The organism is Acidithrix sp. C25 (assembly GCF_904848545.2).
Window position 1 is genome coordinate 63,884 of record NZ_CAJHCI020000006.1, and the last position, 23,050, is coordinate 86,933.

A 23,050-nucleotide genomic window follows, 5' to 3' on the forward strand; every position below is an offset into this window, starting at 1 on the left:
ACTGCGCCCTTCGCGAAACTAACCTAATCGCGCATCACGATTTTAACCTTCAGAACGCAAGTGCAACATCGAGTGGTCAACGGTATCGTCCTCAGGGGAATTGCATCCGTGCAAAGATTGGGTCGTGCCTACTTTTATTGACGAAGGTGCTGCCAATGCACGTCGACAAAGTGGGGACGATGCAGCAATCCGCGGGGCAATTCTCATCGTTGCCGCGCTGAATGCAGTCGACCCAGAGGCTGAGGAAATTCGTGACATGCCATTGGTGATGATCGCAAAGATCCTGCTGCGTCTGCTCGAGTACGTGAAGACCGTGTTTCCTGACGACGAGTCGGTTCAAACTGCCTCGCTTGATCTAAAGGGAGATGAAGATACTCCAGAATTTGTGCTGATCGACTCCGAGATCTTCTTTGACGAGCTCATCCGGCTGCCATCTTTCAACCATCTCCCAGACGACGCAGCATTGGACCTGGAGTACCTTAATTATGTCATTTCTGGTGGCTACAGTTGTATCCGTCAGGCGACGGTGGGGGCAACGGAGGACCTTGAGCTTCTTGACTTCCCGAGCGATGAAGAGTTTCAAGAACTCATGCTGCTCTTTGCGTTCGATGATCTCAAGGTTCTCGTGCCTGCGATGTCATGGGCGTTCAGTAGCGAACTTCACTTTGGAGTAAGTAGTGACGGTACGTTTCCCGCTATGACACACATGAACGTGATCGAATTGTTTCGGGACAAGTTGGGCTCGGATGCCAATCAAATGTCTGAGAATGACACTCGAGTCAAGCACCTCAAGTTGCGTCTGAGCCACGAATTCGCGTTGATGGCCGCAGTTTGTCGGGCAGCTTGGACCGTTTTCCTCAATGTTGACGAGACGGCGTCATACGATCGCGAGGAGTCCATTCTCGCGGAAGGCATCAATCAGGCCCTCGTTCCAGCGACGAGAGTTATTGCCGCGGAGCACTTGAGCTATATCCGAAATCGAATGGCCCGTCGCTCGTTACAGCAAGATGCAACCTTAGCCAATTACGCCGAAGCTTGCCGCCTGGCTCACTTCGCCTTCAATGTAAGTGGGCGCGCGCGATACGCGAAGTACATCGCGCAGAATCTGTTAGAAATCGGGACCATTACGCGCGACGACTCGTGTCGTCTTCTCGCAGAGATGATCTGGGTTGATGCCTACGCAGTTCCTTTCGTGCTTGGTCTGACCGGTGACGGTAATACGCCCTTCACAGAACTGGGATGGCTTGATCCTATATATGCCCCACACGATATTGCGATCGATTATTCAATGATTCCCCCGTATAGCGTTAAACCTGACTTCGTCTATTCGGGTTCGGTCGCCGAACGACTTCAAATAATTGCACCCAGTTTCACTCCGGATCTATGGACTGCGGCGGTCTTATTGGTCCAACATCTCAAGGATTTTGGTGAACTTCACCTCTTTCCTGATCCGGATAAGAAACTTGCGCTGTTCGTGCCAACCGACGATGACAGAGGCCGATTTCCAATGCGAGAACAACATCCCGTGGCGTGGTTGTATTTCCTTTCAGACATGCTGATGAGGGAACATCAGTCCCAACGCAAAATACACGCGGGGCTACACTTTGCCTTGCCAGCGCACTATGAGTACCGTCGATGGCTTGGAGGAAAGTTGCATATGAACTTCCGAAACTCGCCATCTCAAGTTTCGCTTCCGTCAGCGCCGCGGACATTTCCCAATGTTGCGAAGTACTTACTTGAACCCGTCGGCAAGGATTCCCTGGCGATAGGCAACCAATCCACAATTTGGTCAATGGTCGCTGCCAAGTGGGGCGCCTAGCGTCACGGCCGAAAGATAACGGGCCGAACCAATGTGTCGAGCAACTTCGGGTGGGTTCGTTACGTGACTCTCAGGGGCAAGTCATTGCAACTGTTCACGAGCCGTTAGGGCATATAATCTGGCTTAGCGGTACTCAATGCGTACAGGAGGTTTGGCATGCCTTGCTTTACTGAGAGAACTGGATTCACAGGGGGCCAATCCACTTCGGGGTCTTTCGGAATGGGGACGATGTACAGCCGAGGACGCGGACCTTCCTCAAACGCGATTGTGACAGGGTTCCGACAAGATCGCGAAGGTCGAATCTACGCCCCTCTTGACGGATCTTCGAACCACATCACACAGTACGACCTCAACAGTCCTTATCGGGTGTCGTGGGATATGAGTTCGCATGGGGACACGGGGATCCATTCCACTAACCAGTCGCTGCCGAAGCAACACCCCGACCGGCATCAATGGCCGCGTGGGTTCGGGCCTTCTTAGAAGAACTTGATCGGACTTGTGAGGTTCATCGAGCAGTATGGTAAAATTGTGTTGCGGGTGAAGCAGCGTTAGATCGCTGCCGCATCAATTGATGCACGAAAGTCTGCGGGTAAGCGCATTTGCTTTGATGGAATACCGTGCCGCAGAACGCTAGCAAGGTGAGCGCACGTCTCACCCATCCGCAGAATTCTAATTGTACGTTGTCGACAATGGGTGTCTCTAGGCAAAGACGATTAAACCGAGATCTATGCGGGAGTTATGAATTGCCACAACGATTGATCAAGATGCGCTAATGCAACGCGCTCAAATTCGACGTCCCCGCAGACAATTCCGCACAGTGTTTGCGCAAAACCCAAGTTGCTTCCCGACCTCCAAGGGCGAAAGTCCACTTGAGTGGAGACGCACCATTGAGTCGACTGCTTCCGGCGTCGGGGACTGGCCTCGCATAACGATTTCTAACTTCTTGAGCCGTTCGGCAACAGTTGTGCGATGACAGCCGAATTCAGCTGCTAATTCGTAGACAGTGGCTCCTCCTTTGTAACGCGCGACCATTTTTTTCACTTGGACCTCGGAGAGCCGCCTCTGATGTTGACGGATTGGGCCGAGTAGTTGATAATCAGACGAAGGGGGATTTTCCTGTGTATTCCTTCGGGAGTGTTCTCCGTTAAGGAGTAACCATTTGTTTGTGTCAGCAGTGGACAGGGCCACCAAAGTTTTAGTAGCGTCCCGCAAGGTTCTCCCCAGAGCTACTACGAGAACAATTGAATCTAATGGATCTGGGTTCGCCCCAGCTCTGCTGATTCCTCAGCATCGCGCGGCACTTTTGCGTTCATCTTCTAACGATCCTGAACGCATCCTTCACCCCGCGCGAATAGCCGGAACAGCTGCTTGATTGCGACGCCAATGCCAGGAGCGTTCTGTCATACGCTCAGTTCAGACCGCGATAAATAAGGACAAACGGAATTTGATAAGGCTATTGCACTTAGCCTAAGAGCTATATATAATAACCACATGAAAAAGAATTCTGCCCGCACTCAGTTCCTTTCCCTTCCGGAAGGGCGTGTCGCATACGACCTTGATGGCGACGGCCCCTTAGTTGTGCTCGTGCCCGGCATGGGCGACTTGCGAGGCACATACAGAATGCTTGCTCCGATACTGCGAGACGCTGGCTACAGGGTCGCCTGCACGGATCTTCGCGGTCACGGCGACAGCGACGTCTCTTTCAAGACCTACGGTGACGTCGAGACGTCGAGCGACATTGTCGCCCTCATCGACCAGCTCGGTGGGCCCGCGTTCGTCGTCGGAAATTCGATGGGCGCTGGTGCGGCGGTTCTGGTCGCCGCCAGGAGGCCGGACCTTGTCCTCGGCCTCGTTCTCGTTGGGCCTTTTGTTCGTGATCCAAAGGCAAGTGCTGTGTCGCGTATCTTTCTTCGTTTTGCAATGGCCCCACTGTGGGCAGCACTCTCGTGGAAGTCGTACCTACCCAAGCTCTACGTCGGCCGAAAGCCTGACGACTTCGAGGAGTATCGCGACCAAGTCGTAGCGAGCATCCGCCGACCCGGACACGCCAAGGCATTCTCACTGACCACGCGGACGAGCCACGCAGCCGCGGAGGCGAAACTCGCCGAAGTTTCGAAGCCCACACTGGTGGTCATGGGCGAGCAGGATCCCGATTTTCCAGACCCCAAGAATGAGGCGGACTGGATTGCACACGCCCTGCACGGACAAGTCACCATGGTGCCCGAGGCAGGACACTATCCACAGTCGCAGCAGTCTGAGATTACCGCTGGTGCGATTCGGCGCTTCTTCGGAGAATTGGAAAACCGTGCCTAGGGCTGGACTGACCCGGCTACGGGTCATAGACGAAGCTGAACAAATCGTCGACGAAGTTGGTCTGTCGCGTCTTACGCTCGCCGTACTCGCGCAGCGTCTCGGAGTACGCCAGCCCTCCATTTACAAGCATGTCGATAGCGTGGACGATCTCCAACGAAGCATGGCCTTACGAGCTAAGCAGGAGTTAGCTGACACGCTTGTGCGCTCCACAGTCGGACGGTCGCGTAGTGATGCCATCATGTCAATGGCGTGGGCCTACCGACGATGGGCACTCGAACACCCGGGCCGCTACACCCTGATCCAGCGCCCATTCACCTCGGAGGACATCGAAGGCATGGCAGCTGATCTCGCCGTCGTTGAGATTGTCGCTGCTGTCCTCACTGGTTACGATTTGCGAGAGGATGATGCCACCGACGCAATTCGCGCTTTACGTGCCGCACTTCACGGTTTCGTAGTTCTTGAGATAGGCGGCGGATTCGGACTACCCGCCGATATCGACCGCAGCTTCGAGCGGCTCATCGCGGGAATTGAGATGGCACTACCGCGATGGTCTGAGGGGCTGAACTCACCAAGTCGGGCATGACGTCCAAACACAACAACACATTCCACGACGCGACGAGTAACGACGTCGGTGCCGAACTGGCCGCAACTGGTCGCACGTCGGCCTCGAGACCCTTCCTTTTGATCCCGGGATTGGCAGTGCTCACCGGTGCCATCGCGTTGGCCGTTCGTACCGGCACACCTTGGTGGCTCGTACTAGTCGGGTTCGCGGCCCCCGATCTTGCGTTCGTTCTGGCCATAGGGCAGGAAAATGGGGCTCTTGGTCGAATTCCGCGAAGCGCCATCGCCTCCTACAACATGCTCCATCGAACCTTCACGCCGTTGCTGGTGTTGCTCATATCGGCTCTGCTTCACTCCGTCCCCACCGCCATTATTGCGCTCAGTTGGTTCGCCCACATTCTCGTGGACCGTGCTGCGGGCTTTGGCATGAGGGACCGACAAGGGGCAATCATTCCGCGAAAGCGCATCCATTCCTGGCGGCGAGGGAACTCGTAATAGGACGAACGCCAGCACTAGGTACGCCAAGTATTTTCCGGTGTGCGAGGTGGTTTCTTTGATTGCGAACTCGTCACTTGGGGGCCAGGTACTTAATTGGACGACGGATCCAGTGCGATCGGACGCACCACCAAGAGCTAGTCGTCGTTGCGCGCCTCGATCGGGCGTCCCCGTAGGCAATTCCGCACTGTGTTCGCGCAGAGTCCGAGTTGCTTGCCGACCTCCAGGAGCGAAAGTCCGGATCCGTACAGACGCACCATTGAGTCGATGGCTGCGGACGTCGGAGACTGGAAGCGCATCGCGATTCCAGCCTTCTTGAGCCGCGCGGCGACAGTCGTGCGATGACAGCCGAATTCAGCAGCTAGCTCGTACACTGTGGCTCCACTTTCGTAACGAGCGACCATTTCGCTCACCTGAGCCTCTGTGAGCCGTCTCTGTCGTTGACGGATTGGGCCAAGTAGTTGATAATCAGACGCGGTGTGAACTTCCGGTGTTTGCCCTCTCAAGCGGTCTTCGATAAGGAGTAACCATTTGTTTGAGTCAGCAGTGGATAGGGCCACTAAAAGTGTCTTACTCAAACCATGTGCATGAAAAACAGACTTACTGTCGCAAGAACGATGCTTCTTATTTATAGATAATCCCGTGAGTTCACTCGGTCGAGTGGACTCTGAGTTGGACCTTCAGCTTTTAGCGGGGTCCAGGTATGTCGGCTCTCCCAACCATTATGTGGTTCTCCAACCCCCTCAACTGATAAGTGACGCCTCTGCGATAAGAACTTTGTGCCTTTAACAGTATTGAATGAAACTTGCAGAAGTTCTGGCCCCAGTTACTTAGCCCCATCTTTCGCAGTGCGTCATGAATGAAAGAGGTTGTAAATCACCTAGAAGCTGATAACAATCACACTGCAATGCTACATAGATGATGGAACTACGCCCTCCGGGATCGCCTTTTGGGAGGAGATTCCAAACCACCGTACGGGGCATTAGCTAAAGACTGTTGTCCAAAGCGGTACGGAAAAGTTAGAGCAATGACTCTTTCAGGTATGAGTTAAGAAGACGAGTGAAAACGAACCATCTTCATCAACTACGGCAAGTGTCTCGAAATTGATATAGATGATGTCGAAACCGAGGGACTAGGAACTCTCGGGACAACTTGGAGACTAACCCAATTAGTGCTCCCTTTGGCTATATGGTGCCATCCGGCGTGTAGGTGGCATGACCTTAACATCAGGCGTTTATGTGGAACATGAGAACCCAGTCCTAGACGTTCTTGGCGAAGCCCACATGGCCTAAGCCCAATGATGAGGCTAAACCTACATGGGCTAAACCCACATGGCCTAAACCCAATGATGAGGCTAAACCTACATGGGCTAAACCCAATGATGAGGAAAAACCTACATGGGCTAAGCCCAATGATGAGGAAAAACCTACAAGTTGCAGATCAACAAGAGGGAAAGTACCAAATGCCTATGGATTGGGGACGGACCATCCAGTAGGTGCGTCGAGATAAACCGGTATGGAGGAAGAGATGAAAGAGCTCTACATCGAAGGTCTAGCGAACCACGATGACCCCGAGTCATGCGTCGGCGTCCGCGAGGACGCAGGCGAAGCGTTGACAGGGGCACGTGCAGGCCAGGCTATTGAGCCGCGTAATCAGAGAATTCGAGGTGCTGACGCTGTCTATGGAAGCGGAAGGCAACACCACCGCTAGCGCTATCGCAAGTTGCTTGTGGGCCCCGCGCGGTCAGAGAACCATGGCACCTACGGAACCTCCATGCGCGAGAACCGGGAGATCCCGCGCTCGCCAGTCGGGTTGATCACCCAGTGGGCCGCTCAGGAAAGGCTAAGGTCGTACGCCTGAGATGAACGAGCGCGGGAAGTCAGACAACCCCATATTACCTACGAAGCTGTCGAACAAAACCGGGGGACCGGTAGCGGAGGTAGTGGAGGAAAGGAGGTAGTGGAGGAAAGGGGGTTGGCCAAGGGGAACACGACCGACCTAACACGCCCCGGACTCAGAACCGGACCCACTTGCGGACAAGGTGTGTCAAACGGGCTGGATCGTGTGCGCGAAGTAGCAAGAAAGGACAAGCAAGCAAAGTTCACAGCACTTATTGCACCACATCGACTCAGACCGCCTGAAGGCCGCCTATTTAGCGATTAACCCGAAGGCTGCGCCATGAAATCGATAACGTGACATGGCACTCCTACGAAGAGAATCTGAGGGAGAACCTCGAGGATCTTCTTCAAAGGGTCCACAACGGTGCCTATCGGGCAAGCCCTTCTCGTAGGGTATACATACCAAAACCAGATGGACGACAACGCCCACTCGGTATCGCAACGCTGGAGGACAAAATCATCCAACGTTGGGTGGTGGAGGTATTGAACGCTATATACGAGAAGACTTTCTCGGATTCTCCTACGGGTTCCGACCAGGACGTAGCCCCCACGATGCGCTTGATGCGCTGGCGGTCGGGATCTTAGAGAAAAAGGTGAACTGGATACTCGACGCTGATATCAGCGACTTCTTCTCCAAGTTGGATCGGACGTGGTTGAGGAAGTTTCTCGAGCATCGCATTGCGGATAAAAGAATCCTGCGACTGATCGACAAATGGTTGGCCGCAGGAGTCATCGAGGATGCGAAGTGCACAAAGACGACCGAAGGATCAGCACAAGGGGCATCGGTTTCACCACTGCTCGCTAACGTGTACCTTCATTATGTCTTCGACCGCTGGGTCCGACAGTGGAGATACAAGCATGCACGAGGCGACATGATCGTCTCGAGGTTTGCCGACGACTTCGTGGTTGGATTCCAGTATCTTGGTGATGCAAGGCAGTTCCTCAGCGACCTTCGTGAACGATTCGTGAAGTTCAACTTAGAACTGCACCCGGACAAGACCCGCCTGATCGAGTTCGGTCGCTTTGCGGCTCAGAACCGAAAGGAGCGGGGCCTCAAAAAGCCGGAGACCTTCGACTTCTTGGGATTTACCCACATCTGTGGAAAGACCAAGGACGGGCGTTTCTGGCTCAGGCGCGTCACTATCAAGAAACGACTGAGAATGAAGCTGAAGCAGATAAGAATCGAACTTCGGCGTCGTCGTCACCAGTCCATTCCTGAACAGGGGCGGTGGCTGGCGAGTGTGTTGAGGGGACACTTCAGCTACTACGCCGTTCCTGGTAACATCGACGCGGTGTCGGCTTTTCGTAAACAGGTGAGACGACTCTGGCGAGAGACGCTTCGGCGTCGAAGCCAGCGCAACCGGATGACCTGGGATCGCTTCAGTCGAATTAGCGACCGATGGCTGCCCCCTGCCCGCATTGCGCACCCCTATCCTAGCGTGCGCTTCGCTGCCAGAACCCAAGGCAGGAGCCCATTGCGGTAGTTCGACTCGATGGGATCTGTCCGGGGGGCCGCCCGTAAGGGCGGTCCCTACCGGGATTAGCTACGAAGTCCTTGTAATGAGGATGTAAGCCAAAGAGATGGAGTAAACAGCAGATCTAGTTGTAATTGGCAAATGAACAACTTCTCAAGGTAAAAGTTGAGAGGGAGGGATCAAATGACAAGACCACGACAAGAAAAAGCTTTTGACAAAAGACAAGTACGACGTACTTAAAGCATACAAAGAGGCAAAAGCTAATCACAATAGACACAAAGCGAGCACCAGGGATTGATAAGCAGTCCATCTCAGTCTTTGAGATGGATCTAAAGAACAATCTCTACCAACTCTGGAATCGAATGGCTTCTGGAAGTTATTTTCCAGCGGCAACTAGATATGTCGAGATAGACAAGTCAGATGGCGGTAAAAGAATCCTAGGTATTCCAACCGTCAAAGATCGCATCGCCCCAGGGGTAGCTAAAGCCTACATAGAGCCAAGATTGGAAGAGGTCTTCCACGAAGACTCCTATGGTTACAGGCCGAATCGCTCAGCCCATGATGCCATTGAAAAAGCACGCAAGAGATGTTGGAAGTACGATTGGGTCATTTATCTAGATATCAAGGCCTTCTTCGACACGATAGATCATGAACTGCTGCTAAAAGCTGTCTCTATGCACGTATCAGAGCCATGGATAATTCTCTACATCAAACGTTGGTTGAAAGTGATATGCCCCGGAAATAGTGGAGACTCCTAATCTTGAGAGAAGAACTCCATCTGCTAATATCAAACTAGACCTTGAGAACCAGTTGGTTCACAGGTAACTGAGTCTCCATTAAACCCGGCTCGTATCAAGTCACGATAACGGCGAGCGATCGATAGAATTGCTCGATGGCGGGGTTGTCATAGCGTACTCAGCTACTCGCATCCGCGAAAGCTTTAGGAGTTTTCTAGCTGCGGATCTTATCCATTTCCTGGTGATACGAGATGACAAATTTCCCAAGGACGGTGAAGCTGACTGAACTTTTTTAGTTGGATAAAGCTATGGAGTCTCGAAGAATTCGATCGACGGTGACGTCTAGATCAGGCCACGGGAAGCTTGTAATTGACTGACGTAAAGTTATAAGGCCGTGAAGGCCATACCAAAGCAATACCGCGCCCAGTGTAGTGTCACTTGCAGTCGAAATTCCTATATTTATGCACTCTTGTATGGTGTCTGTGACGATAGCGAAGGCTTCAGCCATCAGCGGGGAGGTTTCGACCATTGGGTGTCTATCTTCGTTCCAATCTGGTGAATATGTGCGACTGAAGAGGACTCGATAGCGACTTGGCGATTGAATCCCATAGTTGACATAGGCCTGCACAAGAGCGATGATTTGGTCTCTTGGGTTCTGTGAAGATGATCGGGCTTCATAAAGTAAACGTAGGAAGGCATTAAGCTCCCTAGCGATAACGGTATCGATGATCTCGTGGACGTCGTGGAAATGGCGGGAGATGGAAGGGGCTGCAATTCCTGCTTCTTTGGCTATCGATCTAAGGCTGAGAGTTAGTTCGGATGCGCTTTGATCGAGCAGGCGAATGCAAGCAAGAACTATCTCTTCGCGGAGATGGTCTCCTTGTCCTCGGGGGTTGCGAGTACGTTTGGTTATCTTTGTATTGGCCGGCATGTGCTTAGTTTAGTCGGCTCCAGCTTATGTTGCCATGACCTTGAATTGCGTAAAGTTTTATACGTAAAGTTACACTTGGATTTTCGAGAATAGTATGAAGCTGAGCCCCGGAGTTGAAGATGTTTTCAGGAAATTTTAAGTTCATACTTATCAGGTTTCATAAGTTTCGCCTCCACCGAGACCAGATTGGAGCTAATCTCTAGTAGAACAGATGTTCGATTAAGCGGTCTAGGCGGATATTTCAGCCTTTATGGTACGCTTCCGCTTCGCAATAAGCGCGTGAAGAGTATCTGATCAAATCGTTATTGCTATGAGAGCTTTAGATGTCCAAAGTGTGACTCTGATCAATTTACCTTATTAGGGCCAATTCATTTCAAGAAATGCAGCATCTCGAGCTCCACTTTTTCAATGTAAATCTTGGCACCGCCAAACGAGCGTTACATCTGGCACGATCTTTCATAAGAGTAGGGTTCCCCTCGCGAACTGCTTCCTAGCGGCGTATCTTGTTTCGAACGACAAGCGTGGGATTGCAGGTACCACCCTGGCACGACAGTTAGGTGTTTCGTATCCAGCTGCTTGGTTGATGCTAAACAAGCTCCGCAAAGCAATGTCGGAGCGAAACTCCATTTACAAACTCAATGAGAAAGTCCAGCTAGATGAATTCTGCCTTGGTGGGATAAGCCATGGAGAAGGAAAATAAGGTAGGGGAACTGACCAAACTACTGTGATGATCGGTGTGTCTCTAGCTAGCGGTGCGCCTATCCATTGCTTCATGGAAGTCATTGACAATACGACCACCGAAACAGTGCTTGATGTCTTAGAAAGACGCGTTAATTCGAAGATCGCTCTAGAAACCGATGGCAACCCCACCCACCTATCGAGCGTGTGCGAGAGAGATGGGTATAAACCACACAGTAACGTTATCGAGTCATGAAAGTGCGCACGAAGTTTTCAAATGGATTTACACACTGATTGGAAATACCAAGAAGTTCATCGATGGCACCTACCATGGAAGAGAAGTATACAAACAACTCTATTTAGAAGATTTCATATACCGATTCAACCGCAGAGATAGTCGATCATCGTTGGTCGATCGTCTATTGAACACCTGCGCCCTCACCGAAGAATATCCCTTTATCTCGACCCGTGGGGCGAAACTGGCCACGGCTAGCGAGTCTTTATAAGGATTCCAGAGATAACTCATCGTGTGTTTGCTCGCTGGCGTCAGGAAAACACACTCCGTTATACAAGAGAACACTTCGCGCACGGTGCACTTGACTTCTACGCGTTTATTGAGACGAACCTATTCGGATGGTCCTAAATCCTGCGAAAAAGACAGCCCAGACTGAATTACGTAAGGCACGTCTCGCCCTATCTCAGGCAGAAGCAGCGATAGGTGTCGCACTCGAGGAGCCGATGTGGACATCAATGTTGAAGTTCAAGGCACAAAACGAAGAACTCACAGCAATAGCAGCGAAAACACGAAGCGAAGTTGACCGCCTTGACCAAGAGTTACGTGCTATCCCTGTTCGAGTACCACTGCATAGTATCCGCCTAGGGGCAACACTCATGGACGAGGCGAGGGCATTGCTTAGTGAAGCATTCAATCGCGCTGGTGATCTCCGAATCGTTGATGGAGCACTTGACGTCCGGATCGACCCGTTATCTGCCCCTCGTTGCACCCGTGTACTTGTTTCATTGTGCGAACAACGTACATCCACAAAAACCTGCCACCCAGAGACCAATTTACCCAAGCGATTCTCTGTCAAAGATCGACCCGGCATCTCTTGAACTTTATCTCCCATTTCAGGAGTCCTGGACTCAGTGATTACTCCATGATTGGGGCATTTCGGTCTCCGTAGGGCACAAGAGATCCAAGTACGACGTATTCCCATGTCAAGATGTCTCCAGCGAGAGTTGATAAGTTCTGATGTCGTAGCGGTATTTTGTTTTGAATTTACGGCTTATTCAACAATACGGTGGACATGCGAGTTTGGATCGTGCAAGTTTGACATCTACAACAATTTCATCTTTTGAGGTAAAAATATCGTTGACAATGACACCTTTAACGTCAAGCAACTGCTTGACTAGAGAGTTAGCGTGCACGGTTAGATCTCCTAAATCTGTGTGTTAGTAACTTCAAATTTAGAGGTCACAAACCGTGCACGTTTCATTCAATGCTTTTAAAGACCCAAAAGTTCTTATCGTACAGGCGTTACTTATCAGTTATGGGGTCTTGGTGACCCACATGAGGGTTAGGAGAGCCATTTTTTGTTTTGGTGTGGCATAGCTATTTATGGGGGTGAATCGAGATTGTAATTTTATGCTCTATTAAAATTCCAGGAGACGAACTGCGAAGGCTTTTTATGTAATCAATCCAAATATGCTCAAGCGGATAACGATCTGGGTTGTTAGCGGCTCATATTCGGCGTATCTAATCGCTATAGTTCGAAGTTTGAATCATATCAATAAATGGGACTTTGACTGGGCGTACTTGGCCCGACTGATATGTTGAAATGGTCGTGAACTGACCTTGGGGAGCTGGACAGATTCTTTGAGATCAAAGTGAATAAGGTTAGTCGCTAGAGCGCGTTATGAGCGATTGAAGATTAAGCGTTTGTTGAATTTGATCGAGCGAGATCGGTATTATGTTTTTGAGGCGTCTCGGTTTTATTTTGAATTCCGAGAACGCATAGTTGTTTTTACAAGGGTGGAATTATCCATGGAGAACGAAAGAGCCGCTTCAAAGGCGGAGGTTGATTTTGGATACTTTCAAGGAGTTGATATTAGGGTCGGCCGTGTGATCTCAGCGCCCTTTGCTGTTGGTACTAGGTCTCCTTCCAGGGAGATGACACTGGATTTTGGCGTACTTGGCCTTCGGCGTTCGATCGGTCAGTTTGCGCTTATCCCCGAGGATGACCTGGTGGGCCACAATATTTTGGCAGTTGTAAATCTTGGACCACGAAAGATCGGAAAGTACACATCAGAGGTTTTAGTGCTAGGTGTCCGTCATCCTGAAAGTCCGACGAATCAAGCTCAAGCACTCCCTCTGACCGTCTCTGATCTGGCCGTCTTGGGTAGTGAAGTCTTTTAGGGGCGCTTTGTCACCTCCATGGGGCTCGCTACTGCTACTCTCCAGCTGAGCACTCTTGAACGAAGTTTACTATAATGCCTATATGACGAGGTTAGTGCCTATTGGGGTGCCAGCACAGGAGCTTGGGGTACACCCCATGACGCTACGGAGATGACAAGCAGAAGGACGTATCGATCCTCCTATACGCACACAAGGAGGCAGAAGGCGTTATGACCTATCTAAGCTTCGTGCTATTACTCCTCATAAAGCTCCATCCACCAGAGCTACCATCGCCTATGCCCGCGTGTCAACCAACGCTCAAAAAGACGACTTGGTTCGCCAGGTGGCTCTCCTAGAGAGCTATTGCGCCGCAAACGGGTGGAGCTATGAGATCATCTCCGATGTAGGGTCAGGACTCAACTACCATAAGCGTGGACTAAAAGTGCTTATCTCTTGGATTTGCTCCGGCGAGGTTGGGCGGCTGGTGCTCAGTCATAACCCATCTTTCCGAAAATCAACCTATTCTCCCAGCTAGTTGAGTATGTGGTCTTACGTTGGGACACTACAAATGCGTCGCAATGGTCTTTATCCGTTTAAGGGGATCACTAACTCCTAAGAGACGGTAGATCTCTTTGTGAACCGGCTCAGAAACACCACTAGTGCGGATGTGATAGACAACGCCTTTATCTGATGTAAGAACTATGGTGGCTCGGCGGTGACTGTTGAGTTGCTCTTTAATGGTTGACCATCTTCTCTTATCGTTATTTTGCCTCAAGGTCAGCTCAATAGCACTAAGGAGGTGATAGGCAAGTACTGAGATGAAGAGGTGAGCAGCAGTTCGGCTAGCTAGTTGATGATAGACCGGTCGAAGTCCAAGATCACTCTTGAGGGATCTAAAGGCATCTTCTACTTTAGTGAGAGTCGTATAGATATTCCAGATCTCACCTGCATCTAGCTCGCTATGGCTGGTGTCTATGACGTAGGCTCCTTGGAGATTATCATCTTTGGCTTTAGTGGGTTTTTCTGTAATAGTGAGATTGATTACTTTGTCAAAGCGTCTCTTTTTGATGATCTTGCCATGGTCTTGATGATATTCAAGGGATATCTCGTATTTGGAAGCAATACTTGGGTACTTGGCCTTGATGCGTCCGATACGCTCTGAGACAACTGTGGTCTTAGATATAGAACCCTTTGTGATTGAGGTATTCAACGAAGTGATATCTACTAAGAATCTCTCGTTAGCTTGACTAGAGATCGCTGATTCCTTCTTGGATCTCCCCAAAGAACGACACAACACCACGGTTGTGGTGTTGTTGTTGGAGGAAGAGGAGGAGATGGAGGTGGAAGAGGAGGAGATGGAGGTGGCGTTAGTATCAGTGTCGGTGCTGTCGCTGATATTGTTGCCGGTGGCACCATTACGGATATAGTCGTCAGTGTCGGTGCTGCTGTCGCTCTTGATGATTTTGGTGTCGGTGCTGCTGTCGCCCTTGCTGCTGCTGTCGCCGGTATTCTTGCTGGTGGCACCATTACTGCTATTGTCGTCAGTGCCGGTGTCTTCTTCTAGCGTTTGCACTTGTCCTTGTACTTGTGTTTTCACTTGTCCTTGTGGCTTTTGTGGTTCCACTTGGAGCTTTTTCACCAGTACTGGGGATCCTTGGGCATCGTAGATCTCGGTGAAGCCTTCCATCTCCATGAAATGGCTTCGATAGAGGCTCTTTTTGTTAGCTCTCTCAATTACTACGTAGTTGAGATTGCGCTTAATGAGAAGTTCTAGGTTTGCCTTGGTAGCAATTCCCCTATCCATCACAATGGTAGGAACAACATCCCCAAAGAGAGATCCATCCGATAGAGACTCCAAGGCATCAAGTACGCTAATGAGAGTTCTAGGCTCAGAGGTATTGCCCTCATGTATCTCTGAGTAGATGGGTAGTCCCCGGTGATCAACAAGTAGTGCCAGAGAAACTAATGTGCAATCAAAACGCTTCTCTTTGGAATGTCCATGTTTAGCTAGGGAGTTCCCCTTAGTAGAACCTTCGAAGTAGGTGTTGGTTAGATCAAAGAGAAAGAGCCTGGTATTCGTCCTAAAGAGATCAGAGCTAGCTCTATAGAGTGCTGGCTCTATGACGGCTTTAGCGTCATAGAGCTTATCTGCAATTGCATAGACCTTATCCTTGTGAAACTTAGAGAGATCGATACCACATATCTCAGGTAATGAAGAGTTGGAGTTGATATAAGAATAGGTCTTTCGATCAGATCCAGGATGAATAAGACGAGCTATTATCGTTGCCTTGGCAATGCCAAGAGATTCACCCGATAGACCTGCACTCTCTAGGATCTTATCGAAGCTAAGAGCTTCATAGAACGAGTTTCCTATGAGTTCTGGACCGATACTTCTACTATTGATAGTCTTAGCACTAGAGAGATCCACCATCTCAAGGTCAGCCTCAGTAGTTCTTGTTTCTTTAGCGGCTGCAACTTCGGAACGAATTGCATACTTAGTGATTGCCAGATCTGCGTATCTGGCAATAATAGGATCTGATTCAAAGAGTGAGGTTACTCCAGAGAGTCTCTGGGCAATTGCATTGGCCAGAGCTGGCCACAATGACTTATCCAGGTCCAGTTCGGTCAAGGTCATTACTATACGTTGACGGGGACCTTTTTCACAGCGGTAGGACTCAACGAGTTGGTACTTACTGTAGCTAACGCCGGTCTTTTTATTAACTGTTGGAGTTTCACGGATAAACACAACAAGACAATAGCACCATGTCAGAGCTAATGCAAGTCATAATCAACACTACTCAAAAATTAGGACACTACATTCGCGACCCAAAAAGACCTAATACCCATCTACCAGGGCATCTATAAATGACACAAGCCGAAAATCCTCAAAAATCAACTCAAAAGGGGCCAATTGGGGCGATTTTTCGGGAATTCTGCGAAAGATGGGATAAGGACAGACTGCTTCGTTTTGGGTCAGAGCTTGTTTTGTCTCTTTGTGAGCATTTTGGAGTCGAAGTAATCATTATCAACGCTAGCGAGGATTCAACCTTTGAAGAAGATCTGACAAACGATGTCATCGAAATCGTAACCGTCTTCTCGGGCTGGCTATATGGATCGCATAACCATAAAAACAAAAAGGTTATGGAACGGCTTCAAGAGGTGGCCAAAGAGGTAACTCCATGATCCGATCTCCGAGCCTCACTCTATGGTTAGCATTATGAAGCGCACGGTACGTCTAGCCACGTTGCCACTGAACAAGAACAAGTATGACGAGACGCGCTCTGTGATCGGGCACTATAGCGACGCAAAGCGCATCTTTGTAGCTCATCTGCGCCAGACTAGCCTATGGAGGCTGCTTGATAGAAGCAAAAGCTTTCGTGACTATGCAAAGGCTGAGCTTTCCCAGAGAAAGTGGACACTCAGATTACCAACATACGATGTTGGTTGAAGGGATGTCACAATGGCAATCAGCAAAAGGAAGTTCACGCTGGAGTTCAAGGTAGATGCAGCCCATAGAGTTATCGACTCTGGTCGAAGCGTTCGGGAAGTAGCACAAGAACTCTCAATAGAGCGAAGCACCCTTAGCAGGTGGGTACGTGATGAGCGTCGACGAGCGGAGGCGATCGATACCGCCACCGGACTTCCTCTCGAAACCGCAGAGAGAAACGAGCTCAACAGGCTTAGACGTGAAATCGCAGAACTACAGAAGGATAATGCCTTTTTGGGAAAAGCGGCAGCGTACTTTGCTCAAACCCCACCAAAGCGGAGAGATTCTCTTTGATGAAGGCGGAGTGCGCTAACTTTGAAATCAATCGGATGGCTCGGTTGCTAAAAGTATCCAGGTCCGGATATTACAAATGGATCGAATTGCAGAAAAACCCGTCTGGAGCAGCCATATGTCGTGAAAAGCTAAAAGCCAAGATCCTGTACTTTCACAGCAAATCACACGGTGTCTATGGATCCCCACGGATCACCGCTGATCTTTTCGATGCTGGAATCAAATTGAACCACAATACGGTTGCCAGCTACATGAGAGACCTTGGTATTTGCGGGATATCGCCACGACTCTTCAAGACCACCACCATCTCTGATCCTAAAGCAAAATACCCAGAAGACCTGGTAAAACGTCATTTCTCCCAGGAGAAACTAAACGCTCTCTGGACTTCGGATATCACATATTTGAAAATCGGAACCGGTGACGTCTACTTGAGCGCAATACGTGACGAGTGCTCATCTAGGGTGCTTGGTTGGGCTCTAGCTTACAATATGAGAACCGAGATCGTGACAGACGCCTTGTATCAAGCCGTAAAACTACGCAATGACCAGGTAAAAGGGACAATTTTACATACAGATCGAGGTGCACAATTCAGCGACCGCAAGGTAGTGGAGTTCTGCAAAAAAGCTGGGATTGTTCGTTCGATGGGACAGACTGGATCGTGTTACGACCACGCAACAGCGGAGTCATTCTGGTCTATCTTCAAACATGAGTACTTTTATCGACATGTCTTTTCCAATATGGAAGAACTGCGAGCTGGAGTCGAGTGGTACATCAACTGGTACAACACCACCCGGCGACGCGAACAGAACAACTACCTAAGTCCAATAGCATTCGAAGTAGGATTACAACAAGCAGATAAAGCTGCGTGAGCGTGTCTACTTTCCTTGGGGAACCTCAAACCTGGCACGGTGCAACTGCACACAACCTGGCACGAATAGGTGCTATTACAGAAACTGTAATAACCACACCAAAGCTTCGACGGTGTTACTTTCAGATCGCAGGACATATCACTCGTTCAGCTAGAAAAGTAATACTGCATCTTGAAGAACACTGGCACTATAAGGATAAGTTCTTAGAGGCTCTTGATCGGATCAGAAAGTTTGAGATCGCCATCACCTGAACATCTGGATACCTAACACACTGAATATTACTTGAAGGAACTGCTCTAGAAGACAAGGGATTAGGTTACTATACCCAAAATGAGATTTCAGAATCTCAAAAATGACCAAAAAGGCTCAATCACAAAGGGAATAGGTCATATTTGGCACTCTGAAACCAGATTTAAGCCATAGACCCTCCGTCAAACCTAAATCAGTTCCAAAAAACCGACTTGGATTCACACCGAGGGGCTCAAGCTGGTCCATTTCTGTGGATTCAGGCTTACCAAGCTGCCAGGTGGTCTTTAGTGACTGCGGCGCTCCGGGCAGCTTGACTTATGGCTGCACCTTCGCTTTAGCGCCTTGTCCCCTTCGGTGATCTTTTTGAAAGCCTGTTCGGGGGTATGCCTTTTGGACTTCACAACAATTTCCTCCATCTACATTATGGATACAAAGCTCACATTATTAGCGGATTAATTAAATGGAAGCCTTCCACTTGGTTGAAATTTACGGAAATCTACTTTGTTAATCTTTGATCGATGATGTATAGTTTGAATTAAGGGACAGACAGATGACCGACACACTTTATTCGCCAGTGTGTATTTTGGGGTTTTTGCTCTTGTCCTGTGAACACTCCTAATCGCTTTTGGCAATTCGTCGTTGGCCGTCGTCTGTTTTTCATTTTTGTTCGTATTGATGGAGGATTTGGATGAGCGGATCGAGAGTTTTTAGGGGAATTTCTAAGCGTGTGGTCAAGGTGGCACCTCAGGATCCACTTCGGCAAAAGTTAGTTAGAATATACCCCTCGAACCGAGTTCTTACAAGCGCTCTCTATCGCTCGGTCTATTCTCGGGATGGCTCTTATTTTGAATATAAACCTCAGGCTATTGTCCGTCTAGGCCAAATCGAAGATGCCTTGGCGTTGATAGATTTCTCTCGAAACGAGGGTATTCCAATTACATTTCGCGCAGGGGGTACATCTCTATCAGGTCAGACCGTTGGAGAAGGAATTATCGGTGAACTTCGCACTGGCTTTAGAGGTATCTCGGTGCATGGTGGTGGGGATCTGGTATCCTTCGAGCCTGGTGTAACCGTCAATCAGGTGAATGCGAAGCTTTCTCCGTTTGGAAGAAAGATTGGACCGGATCCAGCCTCCAAATCGGCGGCGATGATGGGTGGAGTTCTCTCTAATAACTCCAGCGGCATGCAAGCAGGAGTGATACAGAACTCCTACCATACTCTTGTCTCGTTGGAGTTTGTGCTGTACAACGGCCACCGATATGACACCTCTAAAGCTGCAGATAGAGAGCGTTTTGGACGGGATGAGCCCAAGATTGTCAATGGGCTGCTTAGAATTCGCGACGCGATACGGTCAGATATCGAATTGCGCGATCGAATCAAAAGAAAATATCGTATAAAGAATGTAACAGGTTATTCGCTGAACTCCTTTTTGGACTTTGATGATCCATGCGACATCTTTTCTCACCTGTTGATTGGCGCCGAAGGTACGCTGGGGTTTATCGCTAAAGCGACCCTATCGACCCTTCCGATAGAGCCTTATCGGGCAAGTAGATTACTTTTTTTTGCTTCCGACCAAGACGCGGCTAGGGCCGTTGGGGATCTAGCCGTTATCAATCCGGCTGCGGTCGAGTTATTGGATTATGCATCTCTAACTTCGGTGGTTGGTCGTGTCGGCGTCCCTGCGGTGGTTGAGACGATACCGACTGGTTCTGCAGCGTTGCTTTTTGACCTAGCTGCCTCGAGCAGCGAGGCTCTTGAACTTTTGATCGAAGGCGCACAAAGGGTTGTGGATGAGCTTGCATTGGTGGCAGATACTCCATTTTCGACTTCCGCCAAGGAGAGGGCTCAGTTGTGGTCTGTTCGAGACGGTATCTTTGCGAGCGTCGGTGGTGAAAGAGCACCAGGTACTACCGTCATCTTGGAAGATGTAGCGGTGGAGCCAATCCATCTTGGTGAGTTGGTGTCGTCTTTGAACGCTTTGTTTGATCGATATGGATATGCGGGAGTTATCTTCGGCCATGCCAAAGCTGGGAACGTCCATTTTCTTGTCTGTGACGACATGTCCGATCAGTCTCGTGTCCTTCATTTTTCTACATTTATGGACGAAGTGATCGACTTGGTGGTTGGACTTGAGGGGTCACTAAAGGCTGAACATGGAACCGGTCGAGCGGTTGCTCCTTTTGTAGAAAAGGAGTGGGGCTCAAAGGCCTATGGGTATCTCAAGGAGATTAAAACACTGTGCGATCCGTACGGTTTGTTGAATCCTGGTGTGATTATAAATGATAATCCTAATGTCCATCTGGAGAAAATTAAGGCCATCAAGATCATTGGGGATAACACAATTGACAAGTGTATCGAATGTGGTTATTGCGAGCATGTCTGTCCCACCAGGTATGTCACATTGACCCCAAGGCAGCGTATCGTAGCCCATCGGAGCCATCTGTCTCTTTTGGCAGATGATGAAATTGATGAGGCTGAGCAAATGTGGCGCGAGTACGAATACGCCGGCCGAGATAGCTGTGTAGCAGATGGTATGTGTGCCACGGTTTGTCCAATGGGCATCAATACCGCAGATTTGGTGGATCACGACCGATCGATGGCAAAGACCAAGACCTCGCAGTTCGTCGCAAAGTTGGCAGCCGAGCGATTCTCGCTAATAGAAACAGCGACTAGAGGGGCATTGGTGGTCAACAAGCGCATTACGAAGGTTGTGGGGAATCGATCACTAGAGAAATTGAATACGCAACTTCGCAAGTTAGACATTGTTTTACCTAGCCCGCCGGTCAGTCTGGGAACTTCCATATCAATTGCGCGCCCAACGCTGCGACGTAGACCAGATGCCATCTATTTTCCATCTTGTGTCTCGCGGATGTTTGGCCAGGGCAACGTCGATGGTGCGTCTGTGGTTGATTTAGTTCTTAGGGTCGCCGGTCGAGCCGGAATTTACCTTGAGATACCAGAGGATGTCCAGGGAGTATGTTGCTCTCAACCATGGTCGCATAACGGCTACGAAGACGGAGCTTCGGTCTCGGCCAATAAGGCGGTCGATTCATTTTGGCGTTGGACTCGTTCTGGAGAGATCCCGATTATCTGTGACGTAACTTCATGTACGCATAGTCTCATGCAGGAGTTAGGACGGCAATCCTTTGGCGTTAGAGGTGATCTCTTGACCTCCGCCAATAGAGGCCATCATTCGGACCTTCAAATCAGGGATCTTATAGTTTGGATTGAGGACTTGCTACCGCGTCTCGCGATTACTAATCGGTTAGATCGTGTTTTGATTCATCCAACTTGTGCCCTTACCCGGGTGGGACTCTCTGAAACCGCGGTGGGAATTGCTCAGCAGCTAGCCAATGTTGTCGTAGTGCCTGAATCGGCGACGTGCTGTGGCGCCGGAGGCAATCGTGGAATGTTGTACCCCGAAGTAGTCAAGTCTGCTCTTCGGGACGAAGTTATGGAGTTGAAGGGCCTCGTCTTTGACGGTGCATTTTCTTTTGCTAGCACTTGTGAGGCAACTCTAAGCGATGAGTTGGGCGTCTCATTTGAGCCATTCATATCTCTTGTCGAACGTGCAACTCGGTAGATCTATGGCTATGCAGTTAGCGACGAAACTATTTTTTGGCTTGGTTGGCGCAAAGGGCGTAGCAAGCCCGTTTAGATGGTCGGTAAGGCGATCCACGGCTAGGAGTTCGTTTCTTTCTTCTATTGCAAAGTAGATTCCATGGTGTTCCGAAGATATTCTCTGTTGGCCGAGAGCGTAACGAGCTTGAGCCATTGAGAGCCTTATCTCATCAAGAAGTGTTCTATAGAGTTCAATTAATCGCTCGCTATTAGTGGCATCCACAAGGCTGGCGTGAAATGCGAGGTCGGTATAGGCAAAGACGGATGAGGGGGCATCTTCTGGCAATTCGGCCAATTCATCGGCAGCCTTTAGTGCTGCCGATGGAGCCAAGTTGTTTTTGGCCAGATGGCGAACGACAGATGTCTCAATCTGAATTCGAACAAAATATAGATCCTCTATGTCGCTTTTGCTCAAATGTGGAACATAGGCAGGCTTGTTTGGACGACGGCGTAGTAAGCCGTCATGAGTGAGAGATTGAATCGCTGACTTCGCCGTTGGACGTGAAACTCCATAGGTTGAAGCTACTTCCGTTTCGGTAACCAGAGACCCGGCTGGGATGTCTCCATCGAGGACTTTCGAGCGAAGCTCCTCGGTTAGTGCTTCAGAGATTGAGACCGTCTTTGAAATCACGCTCTTTCTGGCGTCGTCGTTCACTAGTATTTACCTTCTTTAGCCGCTTTTACCTCAATGTTAGTAGTTGAATGAGGATCGCTAGGACTGATAGCTCGTAGTTGTGGACCGTATTCAATGAAGGTAACTATCGATTCAGGTGATCTATCGGGATGCCAAACTAGGTTCGATTACCCCAGCACAAAGAAGCTTGGGTAATCGACTCCGTTTGGCTAGCCGTGGCAAACATCCGCAAAGATCACATTGAATAACTATTTAAGGTTTGATTATCCTTAGCAAACTAGTGCCGACCCAAGCGACAAAAGGTCAGTTTGGCCCCGTTGTCAATACCTTTAGTCCGCAGCGACCTCTTTATCGGTACAAAGCTTTCGCAGGGGATTCGCCAGGGCGAATATCGATGGTAATCGATTTGCTAATCGCTGATGAGACTACCTTTGCGAAGTTGGAATAACACTCGTTACGATAGCCACAGCCCCATTGGAACTCTAACAATTAAAGTGTGGTTCTTTGAAGGATGGTTATATCCCGTGGTGATTCTTGACCAGATCTATGATGAGTCTCGTCTTTAGAGAAGGCTTCATTCGTCTGAGAACTGCCCGG

At 49.7% G+C, this 23,050-nt stretch carries 21 protein-coding genes and 2 pseudogenes; 19 read left to right on the forward strand and 4 right to left on the reverse strand.

Going from position 1 to position 23,050, the window contains the following annotated elements; translation table 11 throughout:
- Positions 1 to 124 precede the first annotated feature (124 nt).
- From ACIDITHRIX25_RS69650 to ACIDITHRIX25_RS000000104075, 5 genes are all read left to right on the forward strand, one after another.
- Complete coding sequence (locus tag ACIDITHRIX25_RS69650) at positions 125 to 1,819, forward strand: hypothetical protein (RefSeq protein ID WP_201732199.1); 1,695 nt, start codon at positions 125 to 127, stop codon at positions 1,817 to 1,819.
- Positions 1,820 to 2,984: 1,165 nt separating this feature from the next.
- Positions 2,985 to 3,191, forward strand: a complete 207-nt coding sequence (locus ACIDITHRIX25_RS69655) for a hypothetical protein (RefSeq protein WP_201732200.1) — start codon at positions 2,985 to 2,987, stop codon at positions 3,189 to 3,191.
- Between the two features lie 119 nt (positions 3,192 to 3,310).
- Positions 3,311 to 4,132 carry an alpha/beta fold hydrolase gene (locus ACIDITHRIX25_RS69660; RefSeq protein ID WP_201732201.1) on the forward strand — a complete coding sequence of 274 codons (822 nt, stop codon included), beginning with the start codon at positions 3,311 to 3,313 and terminating at the stop codon, positions 4,130 to 4,132.
- Positions 4,125 to 4,715 (forward strand): TetR/AcrR family transcriptional regulator, encoded by a 591-nt coding sequence (locus ACIDITHRIX25_RS69665; protein WP_201732202.1) that lies wholly within the window; start codon positions 4,125 to 4,127, stop codon positions 4,713 to 4,715. Before ACIDITHRIX25_RS69660 ends, ACIDITHRIX25_RS69665 begins: the two co-directional genes overlap by 8 nt.
- A complete protein-coding gene (locus ACIDITHRIX25_RS000000104075; protein WP_201732203.1) occupies positions 4,712 to 5,188 on the forward strand; it encodes a DUF4260 family protein in 477 nt (158 codons plus the stop codon). Before ACIDITHRIX25_RS69665 ends, ACIDITHRIX25_RS000000104075 begins: the two co-directional genes overlap by 4 nt.
- A gap of 137 nt (positions 5,189 to 5,325) precedes the next feature.
- Here the strand turns inward: ACIDITHRIX25_RS000000104075 and ACIDITHRIX25_RS69675 are convergent, their stop codons facing one another.
- Positions 5,326 to 5,766: a helix-turn-helix domain-containing protein gene (locus ACIDITHRIX25_RS69675; RefSeq protein ID WP_201732204.1), complete on the reverse strand. Its 441-nt coding sequence runs from the start codon at positions 5,764 to 5,766 to the stop codon at positions 5,326 to 5,328.
- 949 nt (positions 5,767 to 6,715) lie between these two features.
- On the opposite strand from ACIDITHRIX25_RS69675, the gene ACIDITHRIX25_RS69680 reads away from it, so the two are divergent.
- From ACIDITHRIX25_RS69680 to ACIDITHRIX25_RS69695, 4 genes are all read left to right on the forward strand, one after another.
- Positions 6,716 to 6,898: a hypothetical protein gene (locus tag ACIDITHRIX25_RS69680; RefSeq protein ID WP_201732205.1), complete on the forward strand. Its 183-nt coding sequence runs from the start codon at positions 6,716 to 6,718 to the stop codon at positions 6,896 to 6,898.
- A gap of 482 nt (positions 6,899 to 7,380) precedes the next feature.
- Complete coding sequence (locus ACIDITHRIX25_RS69685) at positions 7,381 to 7,671, forward strand: hypothetical protein (protein WP_201732154.1); 291 nt, start codon at positions 7,381 to 7,383, stop codon at positions 7,669 to 7,671.
- Positions 7,554 to 8,570 (forward strand): reverse transcriptase domain-containing protein, encoded by a 1,017-nt coding sequence (locus tag ACIDITHRIX25_RS69690; protein WP_201732206.1) that lies wholly within the window; start codon positions 7,554 to 7,556, stop codon positions 8,568 to 8,570. The genes ACIDITHRIX25_RS69685 and ACIDITHRIX25_RS69690 overlap by 118 nt, the downstream gene beginning before the upstream one ends.
- Positions 8,571 to 8,884: 314 nt before the next feature.
- Positions 8,885 to 9,319 carry a reverse transcriptase domain-containing protein gene (locus ACIDITHRIX25_RS69695; protein ID WP_201732207.1) on the forward strand — a complete coding sequence of 145 codons (435 nt, stop codon included), beginning with the start codon at positions 8,885 to 8,887 and terminating at the stop codon, positions 9,317 to 9,319.
- Between the two features lie 271 nt (positions 9,320 to 9,590).
- Here ACIDITHRIX25_RS69695 and ACIDITHRIX25_RS69700 read toward each other — a convergent pair whose 3' ends face one another.
- The gene (locus ACIDITHRIX25_RS69700; protein ID WP_052604013.1) at positions 9,591 to 10,229 is read right to left on the reverse strand and encodes a TetR/AcrR family transcriptional regulator; all 639 of its coding nucleotides are present in this window, start codon (positions 10,227 to 10,229) and stop codon (positions 9,591 to 9,593) included.
- Between the two features lie 250 nt (positions 10,230 to 10,479).
- On the opposite strand from ACIDITHRIX25_RS69700, the pseudogene ACIDITHRIX25_RS69705 reads away from it, so the two are divergent.
- The 4 genes and pseudogenes from ACIDITHRIX25_RS69705 to ACIDITHRIX25_RS69720 all read left to right on the forward strand — a co-directional run bounded on the left by ACIDITHRIX25_RS69705 (position 10,480) and on the right by ACIDITHRIX25_RS69720 (position 13,837).
- Positions 10,480 to 11,413: pseudogene (locus ACIDITHRIX25_RS69705) on the forward strand (IS1595 family transposase).
- A gap of 127 nt (positions 11,414 to 11,540) precedes the next feature.
- Positions 11,541 to 12,020 (forward strand): hypothetical protein, encoded by a 480-nt coding sequence (locus ACIDITHRIX25_RS69710; RefSeq protein ID WP_201732208.1) that lies wholly within the window; start codon positions 11,541 to 11,543, stop codon positions 12,018 to 12,020.
- Positions 12,021 to 12,951: 931 nt separating this feature from the next.
- Positions 12,952 to 13,323 carry a hypothetical protein gene (locus tag ACIDITHRIX25_RS69715; protein WP_201732209.1) on the forward strand — a complete coding sequence of 124 codons (372 nt, stop codon included), beginning with the start codon at positions 12,952 to 12,954 and terminating at the stop codon, positions 13,321 to 13,323.
- A 268-nt stretch (positions 13,324 to 13,591) separates the two neighbouring features.
- Entirely contained in the window at positions 13,592 to 13,837 is a 246-nt protein-coding gene (locus tag ACIDITHRIX25_RS69720) for a recombinase family protein (RefSeq protein WP_349632140.1), read from the forward strand.
- 27 nt (positions 13,838 to 13,864) lie between these two features.
- On the opposite strand, the gene ACIDITHRIX25_RS69725 is transcribed toward ACIDITHRIX25_RS69720, so the two are convergent.
- Complete coding sequence (locus ACIDITHRIX25_RS69725) at positions 13,865 to 16,048, reverse strand: IS1634 family transposase (protein ID WP_201732211.1); 2,184 nt, start codon at positions 16,046 to 16,048, stop codon at positions 13,865 to 13,867.
- Between the two features lie 203 nt (positions 16,049 to 16,251).
- On the opposite strand from ACIDITHRIX25_RS69725, the pseudogene ACIDITHRIX25_RS69730 reads away from it, so the two are divergent.
- The 6 genes and pseudogenes from ACIDITHRIX25_RS69730 to ACIDITHRIX25_RS69755 all read left to right on the forward strand — a co-directional run.
- Positions 16,252 to 16,485: pseudogene (locus ACIDITHRIX25_RS69730) on the forward strand (recombinase family protein); the annotation flags it as partial.
- Between the two features lie 34 nt (positions 16,486 to 16,519).
- Positions 16,520 to 16,750: a hypothetical protein gene (locus ACIDITHRIX25_RS69735; RefSeq protein ID WP_201732213.1), complete on the forward strand. Its 231-nt coding sequence runs from the start codon at positions 16,520 to 16,522 to the stop codon at positions 16,748 to 16,750.
- A 12-nt stretch (positions 16,751 to 16,762) separates the two neighbouring features.
- Positions 16,763 to 17,083, forward strand: coding sequence for a transposase (locus tag ACIDITHRIX25_RS69740; RefSeq protein ID WP_201732214.1), 321 nt, complete (start codon positions 16,763 to 16,765; stop codon positions 17,081 to 17,083).
- Positions 17,083 to 17,949: an IS3 family transposase gene (locus ACIDITHRIX25_RS69745; RefSeq protein ID WP_249685604.1), complete on the forward strand. Its 867-nt coding sequence runs from the start codon at positions 17,083 to 17,085 to the stop codon at positions 17,947 to 17,949. Before ACIDITHRIX25_RS69740 ends, ACIDITHRIX25_RS69745 begins: the two co-directional genes overlap by 1 nt.
- A 2-nt stretch (positions 17,950 to 17,951) precedes the next feature.
- Complete coding sequence (locus tag ACIDITHRIX25_RS69750) at positions 17,952 to 18,200, forward strand: hypothetical protein (protein WP_201732157.1); 249 nt, start codon at positions 17,952 to 17,954, stop codon at positions 18,198 to 18,200.
- A gap of 686 nt (positions 18,201 to 18,886) precedes the next feature.
- Entirely contained in the window at positions 18,887 to 21,781 is a 2,895-nt protein-coding gene (locus tag ACIDITHRIX25_RS69755; protein WP_201732215.1) for an FAD-binding and (Fe-S)-binding domain-containing protein, read from the forward strand.
- Here the strand turns inward: ACIDITHRIX25_RS69755 and ACIDITHRIX25_RS69760 are convergent.
- The gene (locus ACIDITHRIX25_RS69760) at positions 21,737 to 22,474 is read right to left on the reverse strand and encodes a GntR family transcriptional regulator (RefSeq protein WP_201732216.1); all 738 of its coding nucleotides are present in this window, start codon (positions 22,472 to 22,474) and stop codon (positions 21,737 to 21,739) included. The two genes, ACIDITHRIX25_RS69755 and ACIDITHRIX25_RS69760, sit on opposite strands and share 45 nt — an antisense overlap.
- Between the last annotated feature and the right edge of the window lie 576 nt (positions 22,475 to 23,050).